This window comes from Enterococcus sp. AMC1252 (assembly GCF_058216515.1).
This window is the reverse complement of the sequence record NZ_CM177097.1, coordinates 1607517-1622662: the sequence shown is the minus strand read 5'-3', so window position 1 is coordinate 1622662 and position 15146 is coordinate 1607517. Positions and strand designations below refer to the sequence as shown.

17 protein-coding genes and 1 riboswitch are annotated in these 15146 nt (G+C 34.1%); of the genes, 6 read left to right on the top strand and 11 right to left on the bottom strand.

The features are described 5' to 3' along the window. Positions 1-164 precede the first annotated feature (164 nt). The 3 genes from AC4BB5_RS07685 to AC4BB5_RS07675 all read left to right on the top strand — a co-directional run bounded on the left by AC4BB5_RS07685 (position 165) and on the right by AC4BB5_RS07675 (position 2378). Positions 165-548 carry a VOC family protein gene (locus AC4BB5_RS07685; RefSeq protein ID WP_490458761.1) on the top strand — a complete coding sequence of 128 codons (384 nt, stop codon included), beginning with the start codon at positions 165-167 and terminating at the stop codon, positions 546-548. A 26-nt stretch (positions 549-574) separates the two neighbouring features. After that, complete coding sequence (locus tag AC4BB5_RS07680) at positions 575-1414, top strand: Cof-type HAD-IIB family hydrolase (protein WP_490458760.1); 840 nt, start codon at positions 575-577, stop codon at positions 1412-1414. 112 nt (positions 1415-1526) lie between these two features. Continuing rightward, positions 1527-2378 carry a MurR/RpiR family transcriptional regulator gene (locus tag AC4BB5_RS07675; protein ID WP_490458759.1) on the top strand — a complete coding sequence of 284 codons (852 nt, stop codon included), beginning with the start codon at positions 1527-1529 and terminating at the stop codon, positions 2376-2378. A gap of 57 nt (positions 2379-2435) precedes the next feature. Here the strand turns inward: AC4BB5_RS07675 and AC4BB5_RS07670 are convergent, their stop codons facing one another. The 3 genes from AC4BB5_RS07670 to AC4BB5_RS07660 all read right to left on the bottom strand — a co-directional run bounded on the left by AC4BB5_RS07670 (position 2436) and on the right by AC4BB5_RS07660 (position 5950). Beyond that, positions 2436-3203, bottom strand: a complete 768-nt coding sequence (locus tag AC4BB5_RS07670) for a zinc ribbon domain-containing protein (RefSeq protein ID WP_490458758.1) — start codon at positions 3201-3203, stop codon at positions 2436-2438. A gap of 10 nt (positions 3204-3213) precedes the next feature. Then, complete coding sequence (locus AC4BB5_RS07665; RefSeq protein ID WP_490458757.1) at positions 3214-4401, bottom strand: glycoside hydrolase family 3 protein; 1188 nt, start codon at positions 4399-4401, stop codon at positions 3214-3216. Positions 4402-4492: 91 nt separating this feature from the next. Next, positions 4493-5950, bottom strand: a complete 1458-nt coding sequence (locus tag AC4BB5_RS07660; RefSeq protein WP_490458756.1) for a zinc ribbon domain-containing protein — start codon at positions 5948-5950, stop codon at positions 4493-4495. 239 nt (positions 5951-6189) lie between these two features. On the opposite strand from AC4BB5_RS07660, the gene AC4BB5_RS07655 reads away from it, so the two are divergent. After that, positions 6190-6588, top strand: a complete 399-nt coding sequence (locus AC4BB5_RS07655) for a VOC family protein (RefSeq protein ID WP_490458755.1) — start codon at positions 6190-6192, stop codon at positions 6586-6588. A 223-nt stretch (positions 6589-6811) separates the two neighbouring features. Here the strand turns inward: AC4BB5_RS07655 and AC4BB5_RS07650 are convergent, their stop codons facing one another. From AC4BB5_RS07650 to thiT, 5 genes are all read right to left on the bottom strand, one after another. Continuing rightward, positions 6812-8119 (bottom strand): MFS transporter, encoded by a 1308-nt coding sequence (locus AC4BB5_RS07650; protein ID WP_490458754.1) that lies wholly within the window; start codon positions 8117-8119, stop codon positions 6812-6814. A 558-nt stretch (positions 8120-8677) separates the two neighbouring features. Continuing rightward, positions 8678-9331 (bottom strand): hypothetical protein, encoded by a 654-nt coding sequence (locus tag AC4BB5_RS07645; RefSeq protein WP_490458753.1) that lies wholly within the window; start codon positions 9329-9331, stop codon positions 8678-8680. A 44-nt stretch (positions 9332-9375) separates the two neighbouring features. Beyond that, a complete protein-coding gene (locus AC4BB5_RS07640; RefSeq protein ID WP_490458752.1) occupies positions 9376-10293 on the bottom strand; it encodes a hypothetical protein in 918 nt (305 codons plus the stop codon). Next, positions 10286-10825: a sigma-70 family RNA polymerase sigma factor gene (locus AC4BB5_RS07635; RefSeq protein ID WP_490458751.1), complete on the bottom strand. Its 540-nt coding sequence runs from the start codon at positions 10823-10825 to the stop codon at positions 10286-10288. Before AC4BB5_RS07635 ends, AC4BB5_RS07640 begins: the two co-directional genes overlap by 8 nt. 141 nt (positions 10826-10966) lie before the next feature. Further along, positions 10967-11569, bottom strand: coding sequence for an energy-coupled thiamine transporter ThiT (gene thiT, locus AC4BB5_RS07630; RefSeq protein ID WP_490458750.1), 603 nt, complete (start codon positions 11567-11569; stop codon positions 10967-10969). A 54-nt stretch (positions 11570-11623) separates the two neighbouring features. After that, a riboswitch (TPP riboswitch) is annotated at positions 11624-11722 on the bottom strand. 203 nt (positions 11723-11925) lie between these two features. Between thiT and AC4BB5_RS07625 the strand changes: the two genes are divergently transcribed. Then, on the top strand, positions 11926-13005 hold the full coding sequence (locus AC4BB5_RS07625; protein ID WP_490458749.1) for a hypothetical protein: 1080 nt from the start codon (positions 11926-11928) through the stop codon (positions 13003-13005). 139 nt (positions 13006-13144) lie between these two features. Here the strand turns inward: AC4BB5_RS07625 and AC4BB5_RS07620 are convergent, their stop codons facing one another. Then, positions 13145-13606 carry a DUF8821 family protein gene (locus AC4BB5_RS07620; protein ID WP_490458748.1) on the bottom strand — a complete coding sequence of 154 codons (462 nt, stop codon included), beginning with the start codon at positions 13604-13606 and terminating at the stop codon, positions 13145-13147. A 222-nt stretch (positions 13607-13828) separates the two neighbouring features. Here AC4BB5_RS07620 and nrdI point away from each other — a divergent pair, with 222 nt between their 5' ends. Next, positions 13829-14275, top strand: coding sequence for a class Ib ribonucleoside-diphosphate reductase assembly flavoprotein NrdI (gene nrdI, locus AC4BB5_RS07615; protein ID WP_490458747.1), 447 nt, complete (start codon positions 13829-13831; stop codon positions 14273-14275). Positions 14276-14331: 56 nt separating this feature from the next. Here the strand turns inward: nrdI and AC4BB5_RS07610 are convergent, their stop codons facing one another. Continuing rightward, a complete protein-coding gene (locus tag AC4BB5_RS07610; RefSeq protein WP_490458746.1) occupies positions 14332-14700 on the bottom strand; it encodes a hypothetical protein in 369 nt (122 codons plus the stop codon). Continuing rightward, positions 14690-14851, bottom strand: a complete 162-nt coding sequence (locus AC4BB5_RS07605; protein WP_490458745.1) for a hypothetical protein — start codon at positions 14849-14851, stop codon at positions 14690-14692. The genes AC4BB5_RS07610 and AC4BB5_RS07605 overlap by 11 nt, the downstream gene beginning before the upstream one ends. Positions 14852-15146: the final 295 nt, after the last annotated feature.

Here is a 15146-nt window from a genome sequence, read left to right as displayed (position 1 = left end):
TTTTAGCCTGAACAATCTTGTTTTTTGAAAAAAAACTTCCAATTTCTTTCCCCCCTCTCTTTTGGGCTTCATTATCCTTTATACTAGAATGGTCAACAATTATTTGAGCAACTGAGCGAGTTCAAGATTAGTTCATTTACATTATTCAGCAAAGGAGTTTTACTATGAAAATCGAACACATTGGTTTATGGGTAAGAGACTTAGAAAAAATGCGTACGTTTTACGAAACTTATTTTAATGCTACCTCTTCTGATCTTTACGACAATCCTAAAACAAGTTTCCATTCTTATTTTTTAACATTCTCTGATGGTGCTAGACTTGAAATCATGCAACGGGATGATGTCATTGATCGTATAACAAGAGAAGAAATGGCAGGGTTTGCTCATTTAGCGGTCTCATTAGGTAGTAAGGATACTGTTGATAATTTAACTACTATCTTAGTTATGGAGGGTTATGAATTATTAAGTCCCTGTCGCACAACTGGTGACGGTTATTATGAGTCTGTAATCGCTGATCCAGAAGGGAACCGCTTAGAATTAACTATTTAGCATAAATATGAGATGGAGGCAATACAATGGATGTAAAAGCAATTGTTTTAGATATCGATGGAACACTCATAAATGATGAAAAAAAAATGACTAATGACACAAAAGAAGCTTTGATCGATGCTCAAAAAAATGGGATTAAAGTCATTCTAGCTTCTGGCAGGCCTACTCCAGGTATGTTGAAATACGTTGAGGCATTGGACATGGCTCAGTATAATGGAATGATCGTGTCTTACAATGGTGCTCATGTGCTTGATGTCAGCACACAAAAAGAATTATTCAGCCAGCCACTTTCTGTTCAAAGCAGTAAGAATATATTGGAACATCTTAAACAATTCGATGTGAAACCAATGATTGCTAAAGATGATTATATGTACGTCAATAACGTTTTTGACGGTGTTCTAGATCTAAAGTTTGCCAACAACTCATTCAACATTATTGAATATGAGGCACGCGGTGGAAACTTCCACTTATGTGAAAAAGAGGATTTAGCAGCTTTTGTTGATTTCCCGTTGCATAAAATTCTTGTAGCGGCCCAGCCTGAATACTTACAAGATAATTGGGAAAAAATTTTCGCACCATTCAAAAACTCTGTCAGTGGTGTTTTTTCTGCACCAATGTATTTTGAATTTACTGACCTAGGAATCGACAAAGCAAATGCGTTAGAACAAACATTAAAACCATTAGGTATAAACAAAGAACATATCATTTCATTTGGCGATGGTCATAATGATCTCTCTATGATTAATTATGCTGGTATGGGTATCGCAATGGGTAATGCCGTCGATGACCTAAAAAAAGCAGCCGATAAAATCACGTTATCCAATAACGAAGATGGCATCGCTAAAGCATTAGCCGAATTACTATAAAATAAAGGAGCAGTTCGGAAAAAATGTCGAGCTGTTTCTTTATTTTTACACATAATGGCAATAATCAAGTATAATTCAGTTATCCAAACCTAACTGAAAGGTGTTTTATAGAATGAACTTAATTCTTAGATTGAAAAATTTAAATAAACTTACCACAAGTGAAACGGCCCTTGTAAACTATATTCTAGATTTTCCAGAAAAAGTGATTCATTTTTCTCCAAAAGAATTGGCTGAACATTCCTTTGTCTCTATTTCAACGATTTATCGCTTGATCAACAAGCTAGATCTTGATGGATTGAACGATCTTAAACTAGCTTTAGTCAATCATTTAAATGAGCATGCCACAGAACAGATTATTGATGTCGATTACCCGATATCCGCAGAGGATAATCATTATGCAATGACAAAAAATTTAAAGGCCGTCTATGAACAAACGATGCAATCAACAATTGATGCAAATACGGTTGAAATGATCGCACATGCTAGTGCACTTCTTGATAAGTCGGTGTTTATCGACATCTATGCTTCTTCTGCAAATATCTATTTTGCCCAGAATTTTCAATTTCAAATGCAAGAAGTTGGCAAAAGAATCAATGTTCCCATCGATGATTACATGCAAAACTTATCCGCTGCAAACAGCAGTCCCGACCATCTATCAATCGTGGTTTCATATGGTGGACGAGGCGCTAGTGTTAAAAAAATCTTAAATAATTTAAAGGAAAATAAGAGTAAAATTTTATTGATTACATCAAAAAACAGCCCGCTTCTCTCTGAAAGAGTCAACGGTGTTCTGTTGTTCTCTTCACTAGAAAATCATTACAATAAAATCTCTTCCTTTTCAACTCGGACGTCTTTAATGTACCTTTTTGATCGATTATATCTTAGTTTTTTTAACTATGACTATGAAAAAAACTTAGCTTATAAATTAGAAAATTACAAAAAAATGAATCCTGACCTGATTTAGACGATTCAAAAAAAGACAACTCCGATTGAAAAAGAGCTGTCTTTTTTCGTGACTAATCTAATAAAGAAGTTCTATCAAAATATTGAACAGTTTTGATCCACCTAATAGTTTAAATACTAAGAAAACCAGACTTAAGGATATGAACAAAACGAAAAGTGTCAAACCAAAACGTCCAATAACTTCCTTTCTATTCCATAAATGATCTGTAAACGATAGACTGATCAATAATGCAGATAAATAGAATAATCCTATTACAATCATATTTGAGTATTCACCTGGTAAAAAAGAAAGGATAAAAGCAAACAAGCTAATGTAAACCGTTAAACTTACTGGACTAAAGAGAACGTCAAAAACGTCTAAAAATACTATTTGTTTCCGAAATAGTTTATTTACGACAAAAAAATACACTAAAACAAAGAACAAAAAATAAACACCGATCACTAACAAACTTTCAATAAATAAGGATAACGGTGTTTCCTGCGTATACCCATTTATAGTTCCAATACTGCGACTAACTGCTAGACTATTCAAAACAACCAGCAATAGAAAATTAACCACACCGAAAATTGGGATACTTGGTTTATCAACTCCTTTGATTTGGCTATTTAACCAGCTAAAATAGTTTTTACTCTCCTTTTTCAGCTGCTGAACAGTTTGATTATTTTTCAGCTGTTCATTCAAATTCGATTGAATCTGTGTTCCTTTTTCTAAAATAGTTTCAACTGTCTGCTCTTCTGTTTTATCTTGAACTTGTTTTTTGCCACACATTGGGCAAAATTTTGCTTCGTTCTTTATTTCTTTCCCACACTGGATACAATAGTTCATATTTACACCTCTACCAATTTATTAACCCTACATCATTTTTCATTTTCAATACTCGGTAAACCGATTGATTCAATGCCTCTTCTGTGTACTCTCCTTGCGCGATTCCTTTTAGCACGTATGGAATTTGTTCTTGGAACGAAGAAGATAAGATTAAATCATTTCCTGCTTTTAAAGCGGCCAGCCCTGCCTCTTCTTGAGAAATAAAATCCGCCAGTCCTGCCATATCCATATCATCTGTCATAATCACATTTTGAAACCCTAATTCATTTCGTAAAATATCATGAACTGGTCGAGATATCGAAGCCGGCATTGAATCATCAATACTCGTAATGATATTATGTGAAACAAGCACACTATCAGCGCCAGCCTCAATCCCTGCTTTAAAGGGTAAAAAATCATTGCTCCTTAACTCATCTAAACTACGAGTATCATAAACGATTTCAACATGAGAATCACGATTATTCCCATAGCCTGGAAAATGTTTCAGCGTTGAAGTAATCTTTTGTTTTTTTAATTCTTCCACACTGATCTTCACGAATTCACTTGTTTTTTGTGCATCAAGTCCTAACGTTCGATCATAGATAAAGGCCTGCGGATCTGTTGCGACATCTGCATCGGGAAATAGCCCACTTTGAATCCCATAAGAATGTAGAATGTCTGCTTTCTTTTGAATGTCTGAACGAATCCCTGCAAAACCTGATTCTTGATACACTTCTTGTGGTGATTTAAATGTCTCTGGTACTAAACCTGTTCCTCTGCTCAAGCGGGATACCGTACCGCCTTCCTCATCTGAAGCAATGAATAATGGAAGTTTGCTTACAGATTGATACGTTTCTATCTTTTTCTTCAATGAATCTGGTGTTTCTGCTTCTACGTCACGACCAAATAAAAGGTAACCTCCTAAGTGATAATCTTGAATATTTTCTAGTTGTGCCTCAACTGGCACACGTGCTAAAAATAATTGCCCGACTTTTTCTTCAATGCTCATTGTTGCCATCATTTCATTGATTGCTTTTTCTTGACTTCTTACTTGATTTTCTCCATTTTCGTTTGTTGAGCTTACTTCAGTACCTGTCGTCTCTATACTGGTTTTTGTCACACCTTTTTGATTTACTGTTTCTTTTTGGCTAAACAACAAAATTACCGCTAAACTGATGCCGAAAATCGCAAGTAAAACAAGAACTGCACTGATAATCATCTTTTTATTATTGATGGTACTTCCTCCTTAAAAGGTTAGGCAATAGCTTGAAGATAGAGAATTAAACGTGCAAAAAGTTTCAATAGACTTCTTACTCAATTCCACCATTATCCACTACTTCAAAATTTTCTTTGCCACCTAAGCTTTGAATAGTGAATTTCTTTTCTTCTGTATTATAAAGAAGTGTTGCCTTTTGATAACGGAAAATTTGTGTAACATCTTTTTGTTTATAATCTTTGTAAATTGTTTTGTACTTGATTAGGTAACGAACATTGTAAGTATTTTTTCCACTCACTTTGATTGACTCCACTGTTGGAGAACCATTAACTGAACTTTTGATTTTACTATCTCGGACAGACTGAATGAACGTATCAAAATCTTGATACTCAACATTATTTTGACCATCCTTAAAGTAGTTTGAAAACTTTTGTTTTGTTGTTTCATCATAGGTTGAATAAGTTCCAGTATAGCTAGAAACATCTGAGTAAAAACCAGTTAAAAAGAATTCCACATCTGATTTCCTTTGAATACCAGAAAAATCTAGCTCAAGGCTTGAAGAATACGATTCTGGGTCGTACCTACTTGCTTCAAAGGAAGAATCATCGATTGTTTGTTTCTTTGTCTCTAGGACATTTTTATCCTCTAATACCTTTTTTAATTGAACCGTCATTCCTTGATGCCAGATTTTATCCTTTATTTCATATTCTCCATTCGATAATTGACCAACTTTTTTATCATCAATAAAAACTTCAGCATCTGAAAAATTCGACATCAACTTAAATGAAATTTTACGAAAATCTAAGCTGACTTCACTCATTTGATCCGTACCTGAATGTTGAGATTCAATTAAATCGATCGTAGTTTCACTTTTTTCACCAGCTAACTCCCCTTTTACAGTATATTCAGCTGGTGTTAAAGGTCCCCAGACAGTTTGAAACTGATTTTTGTCCGTTGTTTCCTTTTCTTGATCATTCAAAAAAAGTTTCATCTCTTTTTGATTCGCTATAATGGTGATATAACTTGGTCTTAACGCCCACTGATAATCATCAAACATCAGAAATTTCTTCCCTTTTTTTATAGCGGTCAATGTCCCCGTTTGGTTGTTGATGTTGCCTAACTGAGTGATAAGCTTGGAAAATGCTTCTTTATGTTCATTCCGTTCATAATAATCAAAATACTTTTTTAATTCTTCTTTTGTTACATTATAATTTGGATCGACTGAAACCGTCAATTTTTCCATCTGATTTATATCTTTATTTTTAACTACTTCTATCATTCGTTTAAGCTGATTCTCTTCGCTATAATAATTTCTCGCAGAAAAATAGAGTACAAATACTAAACATAAAATGACTGCTGCTATACTTAGTATAATTTTTTGCTTTTTGTTCATTGGCGGTTTGACGGTATTAGACTGGATTTTTTCAGCTTTTTGCATACTTTCTTGTGATATAACTTCTTGATTCTTACTATTTTCGAATTTCTCCCCGCAATTTTCGCAAAACACTGCTTTTTCATCATTTTCATGATGACATGACTGACAAATCTTCATTCTTTTTCTCCTATTTTTTATTCATTTTTATTCCCTCTCCTATCATTCTATTTTATGAACAAAAAGTCAACTATTTTTGCGATTTAACTACATATAAATTAAATTTTATCGAGAAAAGGAGCCTACTATCTCCCGTATAAATAACAATTTTAATTTAATTCTTTATTTTTGACAAAAAGATAGCCACATGAGAAGCTTTAAGCGTAATATACAAAATAAAGAGAGAAGGTTGGATTTTTATGTCAACAATGGTATTTGTAAATTTTCCAGTCACTGATGTAAAACGTTCTACAGAGTTTTATGAAAAACTAGGCTTTAAAAAGAATCAAGAATTTTCAAACGAAGACACAAGTTCTATGGTTTGGGATGATAATTTTTGGATTATGTTATTGAATCATGATTTCTACAGTAAATTTATCAAAGACAAAAAAATTGCGGATGCGAAATCTACTAGTGGTGTTTTAGTAGCCTTTAGTTTGGAGAGTGCTGACGCGGTGAAGAAATTCGCTGAGACTGCAAAAGCAAATGGTGGCGATTATTACAAAGTTGATATGGGGATCCCTGAAGATATGATGTTTGGACTTGAAGTTCAAGATCCAGATGGTAATTCTTTGGAACCAACTTGGATGAAGATGTAAATTAAAGTTCATTATAAAAAAAGCCATCGGTTAATTTAGCCGATGGCTTTTATTTGAAAAAGAATGCAAAATCATTTACATGACATATACTTTTTAATCATATTTTTTTCTACTATGTTTGTGCTAGCATATAATTGCTTCTCTATACATAGAATCAATTATAACGAATCGAATGAACAGACAAAATAAAACCTTCTCGAGCCCATTTATAATGATCATTCTCCTAAAATTCTTTAGTCTTCGGACTTTCTAAGCCTAACTCCTGCTCTTTATCTTCCGCTAATTTTTTCTGCAATTCTTTATCATAATTTCTTGCAACTGGAATCATAAAGTTGATTGCTCCACAGACAATCGCGCCAACTCCTGCAATCACAAACATCTTTTCCACACCAATTTTATCTGCTAATGGTCCTGCAAAAAGCAAGCCTACAGGTCCAGTAACGCTCAACAAAGAATTCAGAACACCCAATACCCGTCCTAGTACATTGGGTTCATAGCTTTGTTGGATCATCGCCATCAGTAATGTGTTGAAATAAGGAGTTGCAAATCCTGCAATCGAATTCAAGAGAACAAAATAGAGGAACCCTTTGTTTGTTGCTGGCAAGAAACCACTCAACCCGATCGTCACACCAATCACCGCATAAGCAAAAAAGATCAAATTCATACGATTTTTCCATTTCCCGAAAATCCCGATCACTGCTCCTCCAGCCAACATTCCTACTGAGTAAACTACTTCTACTAATCCAGCTTGACCAACAGTTCCATTAAAGTAATTCATCGTCATCAAAGGATACAAACTCGCTGCTGGCATAAACAATAGCATGAAGATTGCCCCAACAATCGTAATATACCAAAGGCCTTTATTTTCAAATAATTTCTTAAAACCAAATTTAGTATCCGCTAAAAGATGAATTTGCTCACCTTCGGAGGTGATTTTTGGAATTGTGACTAAAATCAACAGCCCAACACCCAAGACCGCACCAAGAACATCTAACAAAATTAGAAAATTCATTGGAATCACTGAGTACAAAACTGCCCCTAAAGCCGGAGCAATGATAAAGTTTGCCGATTGAACCATGCTAAATTGGCCATTGACCTTGGTCAGCTCGTCTTCTGGTACCATCGTAGGTAATATTGACTGTATTGTTGGCATTTGAAATGTTTGAGCAACTGAACGAACGAATAGCGAGACAAACACTAGCCAAAGCGGAAAATCGGCTGAAATCGTTCCAACAATTGATAGAACTAGAGCAAAGATTGCCACAATAACATCAGACACAATCAGCAGTATTTTTTTATTCCAACGATCAATCAACGGCCCTGCAAATGGGCTTAATAACACCATTGGTAACATTCCCAATAACATCGCAAAACTCAAAATAGTGGCTGAACCTGTTGTTTTTGTTAAATACCAAATAATGGAATATTGTACTGCCATACTTGTGATTCCAGATAAAAATTGCCCTGTCAAAAATAGATAAAAGTTTCGTTTCCATTTAATAGGCTTAAGTGAAGCTAAATTTTTAGACATAAAAAACACTCCTCGATTGATTCATTATTATTTAATTTAAGTCATAATAATCTCTCCTAATTTTGAAGCGTTTGTCCAAAATCAGAACAGCCTATCCTTTTTTCAATCGTATTGAATCGATAGTAGCTTTCATTATATAAATCATATGGCTACATCCTTTCTTTATATGGTTATGCTCTAAATTGATTTTACTTGACGTGCGCTTTTCAAACAAGTAATTGATTTAGTATTTGAGATTGATCAACACTGAAAAAACCAATCACTTTTTAAGTGATTGGTTCAACCAACAAGTATTCCTTTTTCTCTTCACACTAAAACACCTTTTCCACGCTGTAACTGAGTATTCTTTTTGATACGTTGTCAATCGTTAAGAACTTTCGCTTACTTCACTGACCACCAATCCACTACCTAATACCAGCTTTTTGATTGGCTAGTCTAACAAAATAACCCAGTTGTAGATTTTCTCCTCTCTGTTTAATAGTTGAAGTAACGATTTGGTACTTCACTGTAATAGTGTGTAAAAAAACAAATTAGGTTTCAACAATTTATTTTTTTCTACTAATTTTCTTGCACGAATTCTACTGGCTGAAAAACAGTTTCTCGCTCTTCTTTATGATCAAATTCGTCAAACGGACTAAAGATAATCTTATTACCATCCCAGTATATTTTTGACGTTGTGTTCAATATTTTCCCATGTAGCTTAATTTGTTCACAAAATTCATTAGCTGTCATCGTATAACCTACTAAATAAGGATTATCGCTTGGCTCTAATTCTTCTCCTGTTTCACGGTTTATTTCATTTAATACTTTACCTGTTCGTTTATCAAATGTTGTAATGATTCTTTTCTTCTCTGTAAAACTATGCACTAGCTGTACTTCTGATTCTTGCTCATCGACTTCACTCATTCCTTGCTCTAATAGTACCCAATTATATTTCATCAAATCTTCTTTCGTCACAGCATCATTATGTGTTATATCGATTGGTCTCACTAAATCATTGCCTTTAAATTCAGGTATCTTTTTATTATTTTTAACACCATCTAATCGTTCTGTTGGCTTATCAGAAATTTTATTTGCTTTAGCTCCATCTGAATCCTCGGCTTGTACTTCTTGTGTTGCTCTAATCAATTCATAGGCAAAATAACCAAATACAACACATCCTAGTATTACTATAATAATACTGAACAAAGATAGCATTTTTTTATTTATCATCTTATTCATCCTTTCAACGCCTTAAAAAAAACAGTTTTAAGTGTTTATTTATTTGGTTTCATTACTGTGACAGATTCTTCTTTATGCTCTTTTTGATCTTCCGATTTTGGCAGTGAGTTAGACACTGTCCATAAAATAATATTCTCTCCATCCCAATACATATCCTCGCCAACTGTATAACCTCCATAATTTACTAAAATATGATTTCCATTCACTTCATACGTCATTGTCAACCATCTATCCTCGCCATCGATTTTCTCTTTTCTCAAAAATCCGTCAAATGTAACAGTGCTATTTGATCCATTGTTTCCCTTGACGACTGATTTCCATGACGAATAAGCTGTCAAATCTGGATTGGTTGCGGGTTTCAGTTTCTTGATTGTTTCTTCTGTATATGGAAAAATCTCTTCGTTATGAGGTTCTAGGACAATACGCTTAAGCTCAGATGATTTAGGTTCTAAAATCAAATTTACTCCTTCCATTTTCACCAGATAAGATTGAACGTCTTCGACTAATTCATCTTTATCATTAAATACACCAGTAAAAATGGTTAATTGATTCCCTTCAAGGGTATATTTAGGCTCGATAAGCGTAAAATATTTTATGATCATACGGACTTCATCTTTATTAAACTGATAAAAGTTCTCTTCATTTTGAACTTTCCAATATTTCGTTGATTGTAAAAAATTTACTGAAACTTTTTTTGTTGGTTCGGTTGTAGTTGAATCAACAGAACTTGGTTTATTGATTTCTTGATGTCTTGGCCACATTAAGCTACCAAGGAAAAGTAAACAAAAGATCACCAAGCTGGATAAAATGATTTCTCCCCATCTATATCTAGACGTGAGATATCTAACTTTGCTTTGATTCTTCTCAGTTGTTAGTGCTGCTAATGATTCTTCTTCTGGTACTTCGATTTGGTTCATGGCTTTTTGTAAAATTTTTTTCTCGTTATCAGACATAGTAATCCTCCCCTAATGTTTTCTTAAGTGCTTCACGTCCTCGCTTCAAATTCGTTTTGACAGTCCCTTCTGGCATTGTTAATACTTCACTGATTTCTTTCACTGTATAATCTTGATAATAGAATAATTGTAAAATCAAACGGTATTTATCTTCTAAACTCATAATTGCTTTCAACACATCAATTGCTTGATTTTCGTTTTTTGATGGATCAATTGGTTCTTCAAATTCTGGATTATTTTGTAATTCACGGATTTGAATCTTTTGATTGATTACTTTACTTGCCTGTCTGGCCATGATTGTACAAAACCATGTTAAAAAGTAGTTAGGCTCTTTTAAAGTATGGATAGATTTTATCGATTGAATTGTTGCTTCTTGCATAATATCTAAAGCATCTTCTTTGTTACCAACGTATATATAGGCCATTTTATATATATACTCATAGTTTTTACGCAAGATTTTCTCAAATGAATGTATATCTCCTTTAATTGCTTTCTTGATTAATAAAAGTTCTGAATAAGTAAACTTCCCCATTTCCTCACCTCTTCACCCTAATAGTGTAAAAAAACTGCTGTTAGGTTTCAATTATTTTTTTAATTAGCCATACTAAAAAAGAGCCAAAACTTTATCAGTTTTAGCTCAGATTATTAAGCGATTATCATTTTATGACTATTTTTATTGCATTTTATTATTATCTTGACCAACCTGTGTCAGAGTTGTGGGAAGAAACAGACTAGAATTGATTTTAAGTAATAGCAATAAAACAATTGACGTTGCGATCGCTGTAGCCAAACCGCTCAATCCATTCATGACAAATGAAAATAACCATGGATTCATTCCCCATAACGCAAAGCTTCCCCAGAAAATCACCCCTGCGATAAAGTGCCAGAAATAGCGCATAAGTGTGCCAAAAAATGAAGCATACACAATAATTCGGCTACTCTTTCCAAATTCTCCATTTCGAATCGCTTGCTGCAATTTATTACTATAAACTCCTGCAAATCCTGCAAATCCAAAAGCCAAGATATACTCGATGATCACTTGAACAGGCATCAAATAATAGACTTGAGCTGTAGGAAAATGTAGCAAGCCCCAAATAAAAGCAGAAAAGAATCCAGCTTTAGCCCCTCTGCGTAAAGCGAAAAGAGTGATTGGAATCATACCTAAAGATATTGAAAAACTGCTGCCAATATTTGTTGGAATAAAAGACAAGACCATCGCGATCGCAGCCACGATCGTTCCTTCGATCCAAACTTGTAATGTTACTTTTCTTTGCATAAAAATACTCCTCCTTGTAGAACAACCAATTCACAAAGGAGGAGTAAAAGTTTCTATTTACTCCATCACAATTCCTACGCTCGTACTAACGAACAGGTTCGAAGGGTTTAGAGTGGTTACTCATTCTCAGCCGGAGCTCCCCTTTGCGATGGGTTCTATTTAATTTTTAGTGGTTGTCATTATAAACAACAACAGAATCGTAACATGCTACTCTTTAAAAGTAAAGGGATTAAACAGCTTCTTTGCCAATACCATCTAATTTGAGTGATTTTTTCACTGAATCAGCTAATCCTTTAACTTGCTTCGTTTTACCTTTACTTTTAAGGTAGAATAGAACTATAAAAAGGAGGAGTAATATGAAACTAAAAAAAGTGGGTTCTATTTTGGCAATGCTAGTAGTTGGAGGAGTCATCGGTTATGTTGCTGGTTATCTTTTAGCAGATCATACATTATCTGGGCTTGATATCGTGGGCTTTTTCTTTGCGCTAGTTATTACATTCATTCTCCATATTGCCATCCATGAAGCTGGGCATGGTTTTTTTGGGCAATTAACTGGATATAAAATGGTGAGTTATCGGATTTTTTCATTTATGTGGGTCTGGCAACAAAACGGATCAATCCAATTTCGTCGCCTAAAAGTACCTGGAACTCTAGGACAATGTTTGATGGCGCCTCCGCCGTATCAAAAAGGAAAATTTCCATTTCGGATGTATTTATTAGGAGGAATTTTCGCAAATATAGTAGCTAGCATTGTCGTTGGAATCTTATTTGTTCCTCATTCATTAATAGCTGATACTTTTGTCCTTACAGGAATTTTTATAGCTTTCACGAATGCCATTCCTATGGGTTTTAATGACGGGATGAGTGTAAAAATTGCCTCTTCTAGCGAAGAACAACAACGCTTATTGTATATACAATTTGAAGTAAACTATCAATTGAATCAAGGCTTGACTTACCTAGAACTTCCTGAGCGATATTTTGAGTCAGTGCCAACAGGTTCTAAACAATCCTATTTCAACGATTATCAACAATTTTTACAAATCGCTCGACTGGCGGAATCCTTCGATTGGACTGGCTTACATGATCTAATGGAATCACTCTGGAGTCGATTAGATGACTTGATCGAGTTGTATCAAACAGAAGTAAAAAAAGAATTGATCTTCTCTTTAGCAATCACTAACCCCAAAGATCTCAGACTCCTTGAACTATGGTCGGATAAAAAGGTAACAGCGAGCTTAATACAGCCTCTAATGGGAAATAAACGAATAGAAGCAGCTTATTATTATTTTGTTAAACATGATACCAAGACTGCCTTAGATCGTTTAGAAAAAGGAAGAATGTTAGTAGACAAAGCACCAAATCTTGGAGACGCAAAAGCTGAAATGAAATTGAATAACTGGCTTTATGAAACAATTACTATAAATGATGATCTTTAAATATAAAAAAGTGATCTGGGATATTTAAAAATATTACCCTAATCACTTTTTATTATTTATCTAAAATCTCATGCTTTCTTGATAAAGTAAACAGTATACTTTTTCTCAGTAAGAAGCTTATTCCTAGCATGTACTCAGCTTAGTACTCACCTTTAATAACAAAGAAGGAACCTCTAATCGTGCCTGCTAGTTTTGATTTTTGTCGAGCGAATTTAAACTTACCATCAAATTCTGCTGGAACATCCATCCCATCCGACAGCTTAAAACCGACAGCTCGTTTGCCACCTTCTTCAAGCGTATACATTACATTGACAGCCAGACCATTCTCATAAAAAACATAGGCCATCTTGATACCATCTACTTCAAAACTTGAAACTTCTAAGGGTTTATATGGAAATGTCATTTCTCGTTCCGCTAAAACTTTTTCGATCCAAGCCAAAGTGTCAGGATCTTCACTTGCAGGGTCAGTCACAAATTCATGTTTGTATTTATTCCAATAATAACGGGCTTCATTCGCACGTAATCCAGCTAATGCATCTGCTACGGGAGATGTTTCAAAACCAATTGTTGAGACATTTTTAAAATCTACTTTATATGACATATTGGCTCCTCTTTTCTTTTTTGTATAGGAATATTATATGTAAAGAATACATGAATGACAAATAATATAATTGAATGCATCTTCTTGAAGTTGTCTTTACTCTGAATACAATTGATAAAATAAGTTGTAAATTTATCGATCATTTACTATAGTTAGAATAGTTAGTTTGCGATAAAGTGAACAATAATTTGTATGTCTTAACAATTTTAGGAGGTTCCAACATTGAAAATCCTTTATATATCCATATCTGGTAATACACGTTCATTTGTAAAACGCCTTGTTTCATATGCTGCTACAGAACATAACACCCAAATAGAAGCGAAAGAAATTCAGGAAAACTCAACTCTTGATGACGAGACTACTCCTTTTTTCACTTTTGTTCCGACCTATTTAGACGGAGGAAATGGAGTCGACAATGGCGATACAGAGATTCTTACGGAAACAATGAGGGAATACCTGGAGTATCATGGGAATTTTCGTTATTGTTTAGGTGTTGTTGGTAGTGGGAATAAAAACTTTAACCATCAATATTGTTTAACAGCTAAACAATATGCTCAGAAATTTGATTTTCCTTTTTTAGCTGACTATGAACTCCGAGGTACCCAAGAAGATTTAGAACGTGTCTTTACCATTTTAGCGGCGTCTGTTATTAACATTAAAAAAACATAAACTCAATCACAAGCAAGACTCCTCTATCTCTTCATTAATGTGATGGAGAGATTTTTTCAATGAAATTTCCACTTTGTTTCATCATAACCGCTCGCTTCACCAACACTGATATAATTCAGTATGCCTCCACCCCAGAAATAAGTGTTGATTGGAACACCGTTATGAAAAATTTTATAGTAGCCATCGCCTTTGTCAACAATTACAAATCGTTGTGCATTACTTTTAGCATCCAAATAAATATAGCCTCTAGAAGAAAAGTTCCAATAATCATAACCGCTTGTATAGGGATTGGCAGATCTGATTGTATAGATATTGAACCCTTTGTGATCTAAATAAACGCCATCACTACTAGTCCCTAAAACAGCATATTCCCAATTGCCAACTTCAGGCGTTCCTCTAAAATTCCCTTTAAAATCACCATTCATTGTGTAGGCACTCATCTTCACTTTTTTTTCCAGTTGGTAGTGCTGCGTACCCAGTTACTCCAAAATATAAACTTGCACCAATCAAACTGCTAAGCAATACGACTATTGCTATTCCTTTTTTGAGTCTTAAGTTTTTTACTATCCTTTTCATTTTCTACCACCTTATCTTTTATTGAAAGTAATTTCACAAGTTAATCATAAGTTAGTTGATTAAAAAAAATAGATCATATTCGTTTTTACAAAACACAAAAATGACCGCCTTCTTTAAATCATCTATAAAATCTTTCAATAAACTTTTTTTAAGCCTCATACAATCACAATACATTCTCAGCTCCTCTAAATTCCTCAAAACTCTAGTCATTATTGTTAAGTCGAAGGATTATTTTGATCAGTTGTTCAACAATAAAAAGAGAATGCTGCAATCAACATTCTCTTTTTGTTTTAAT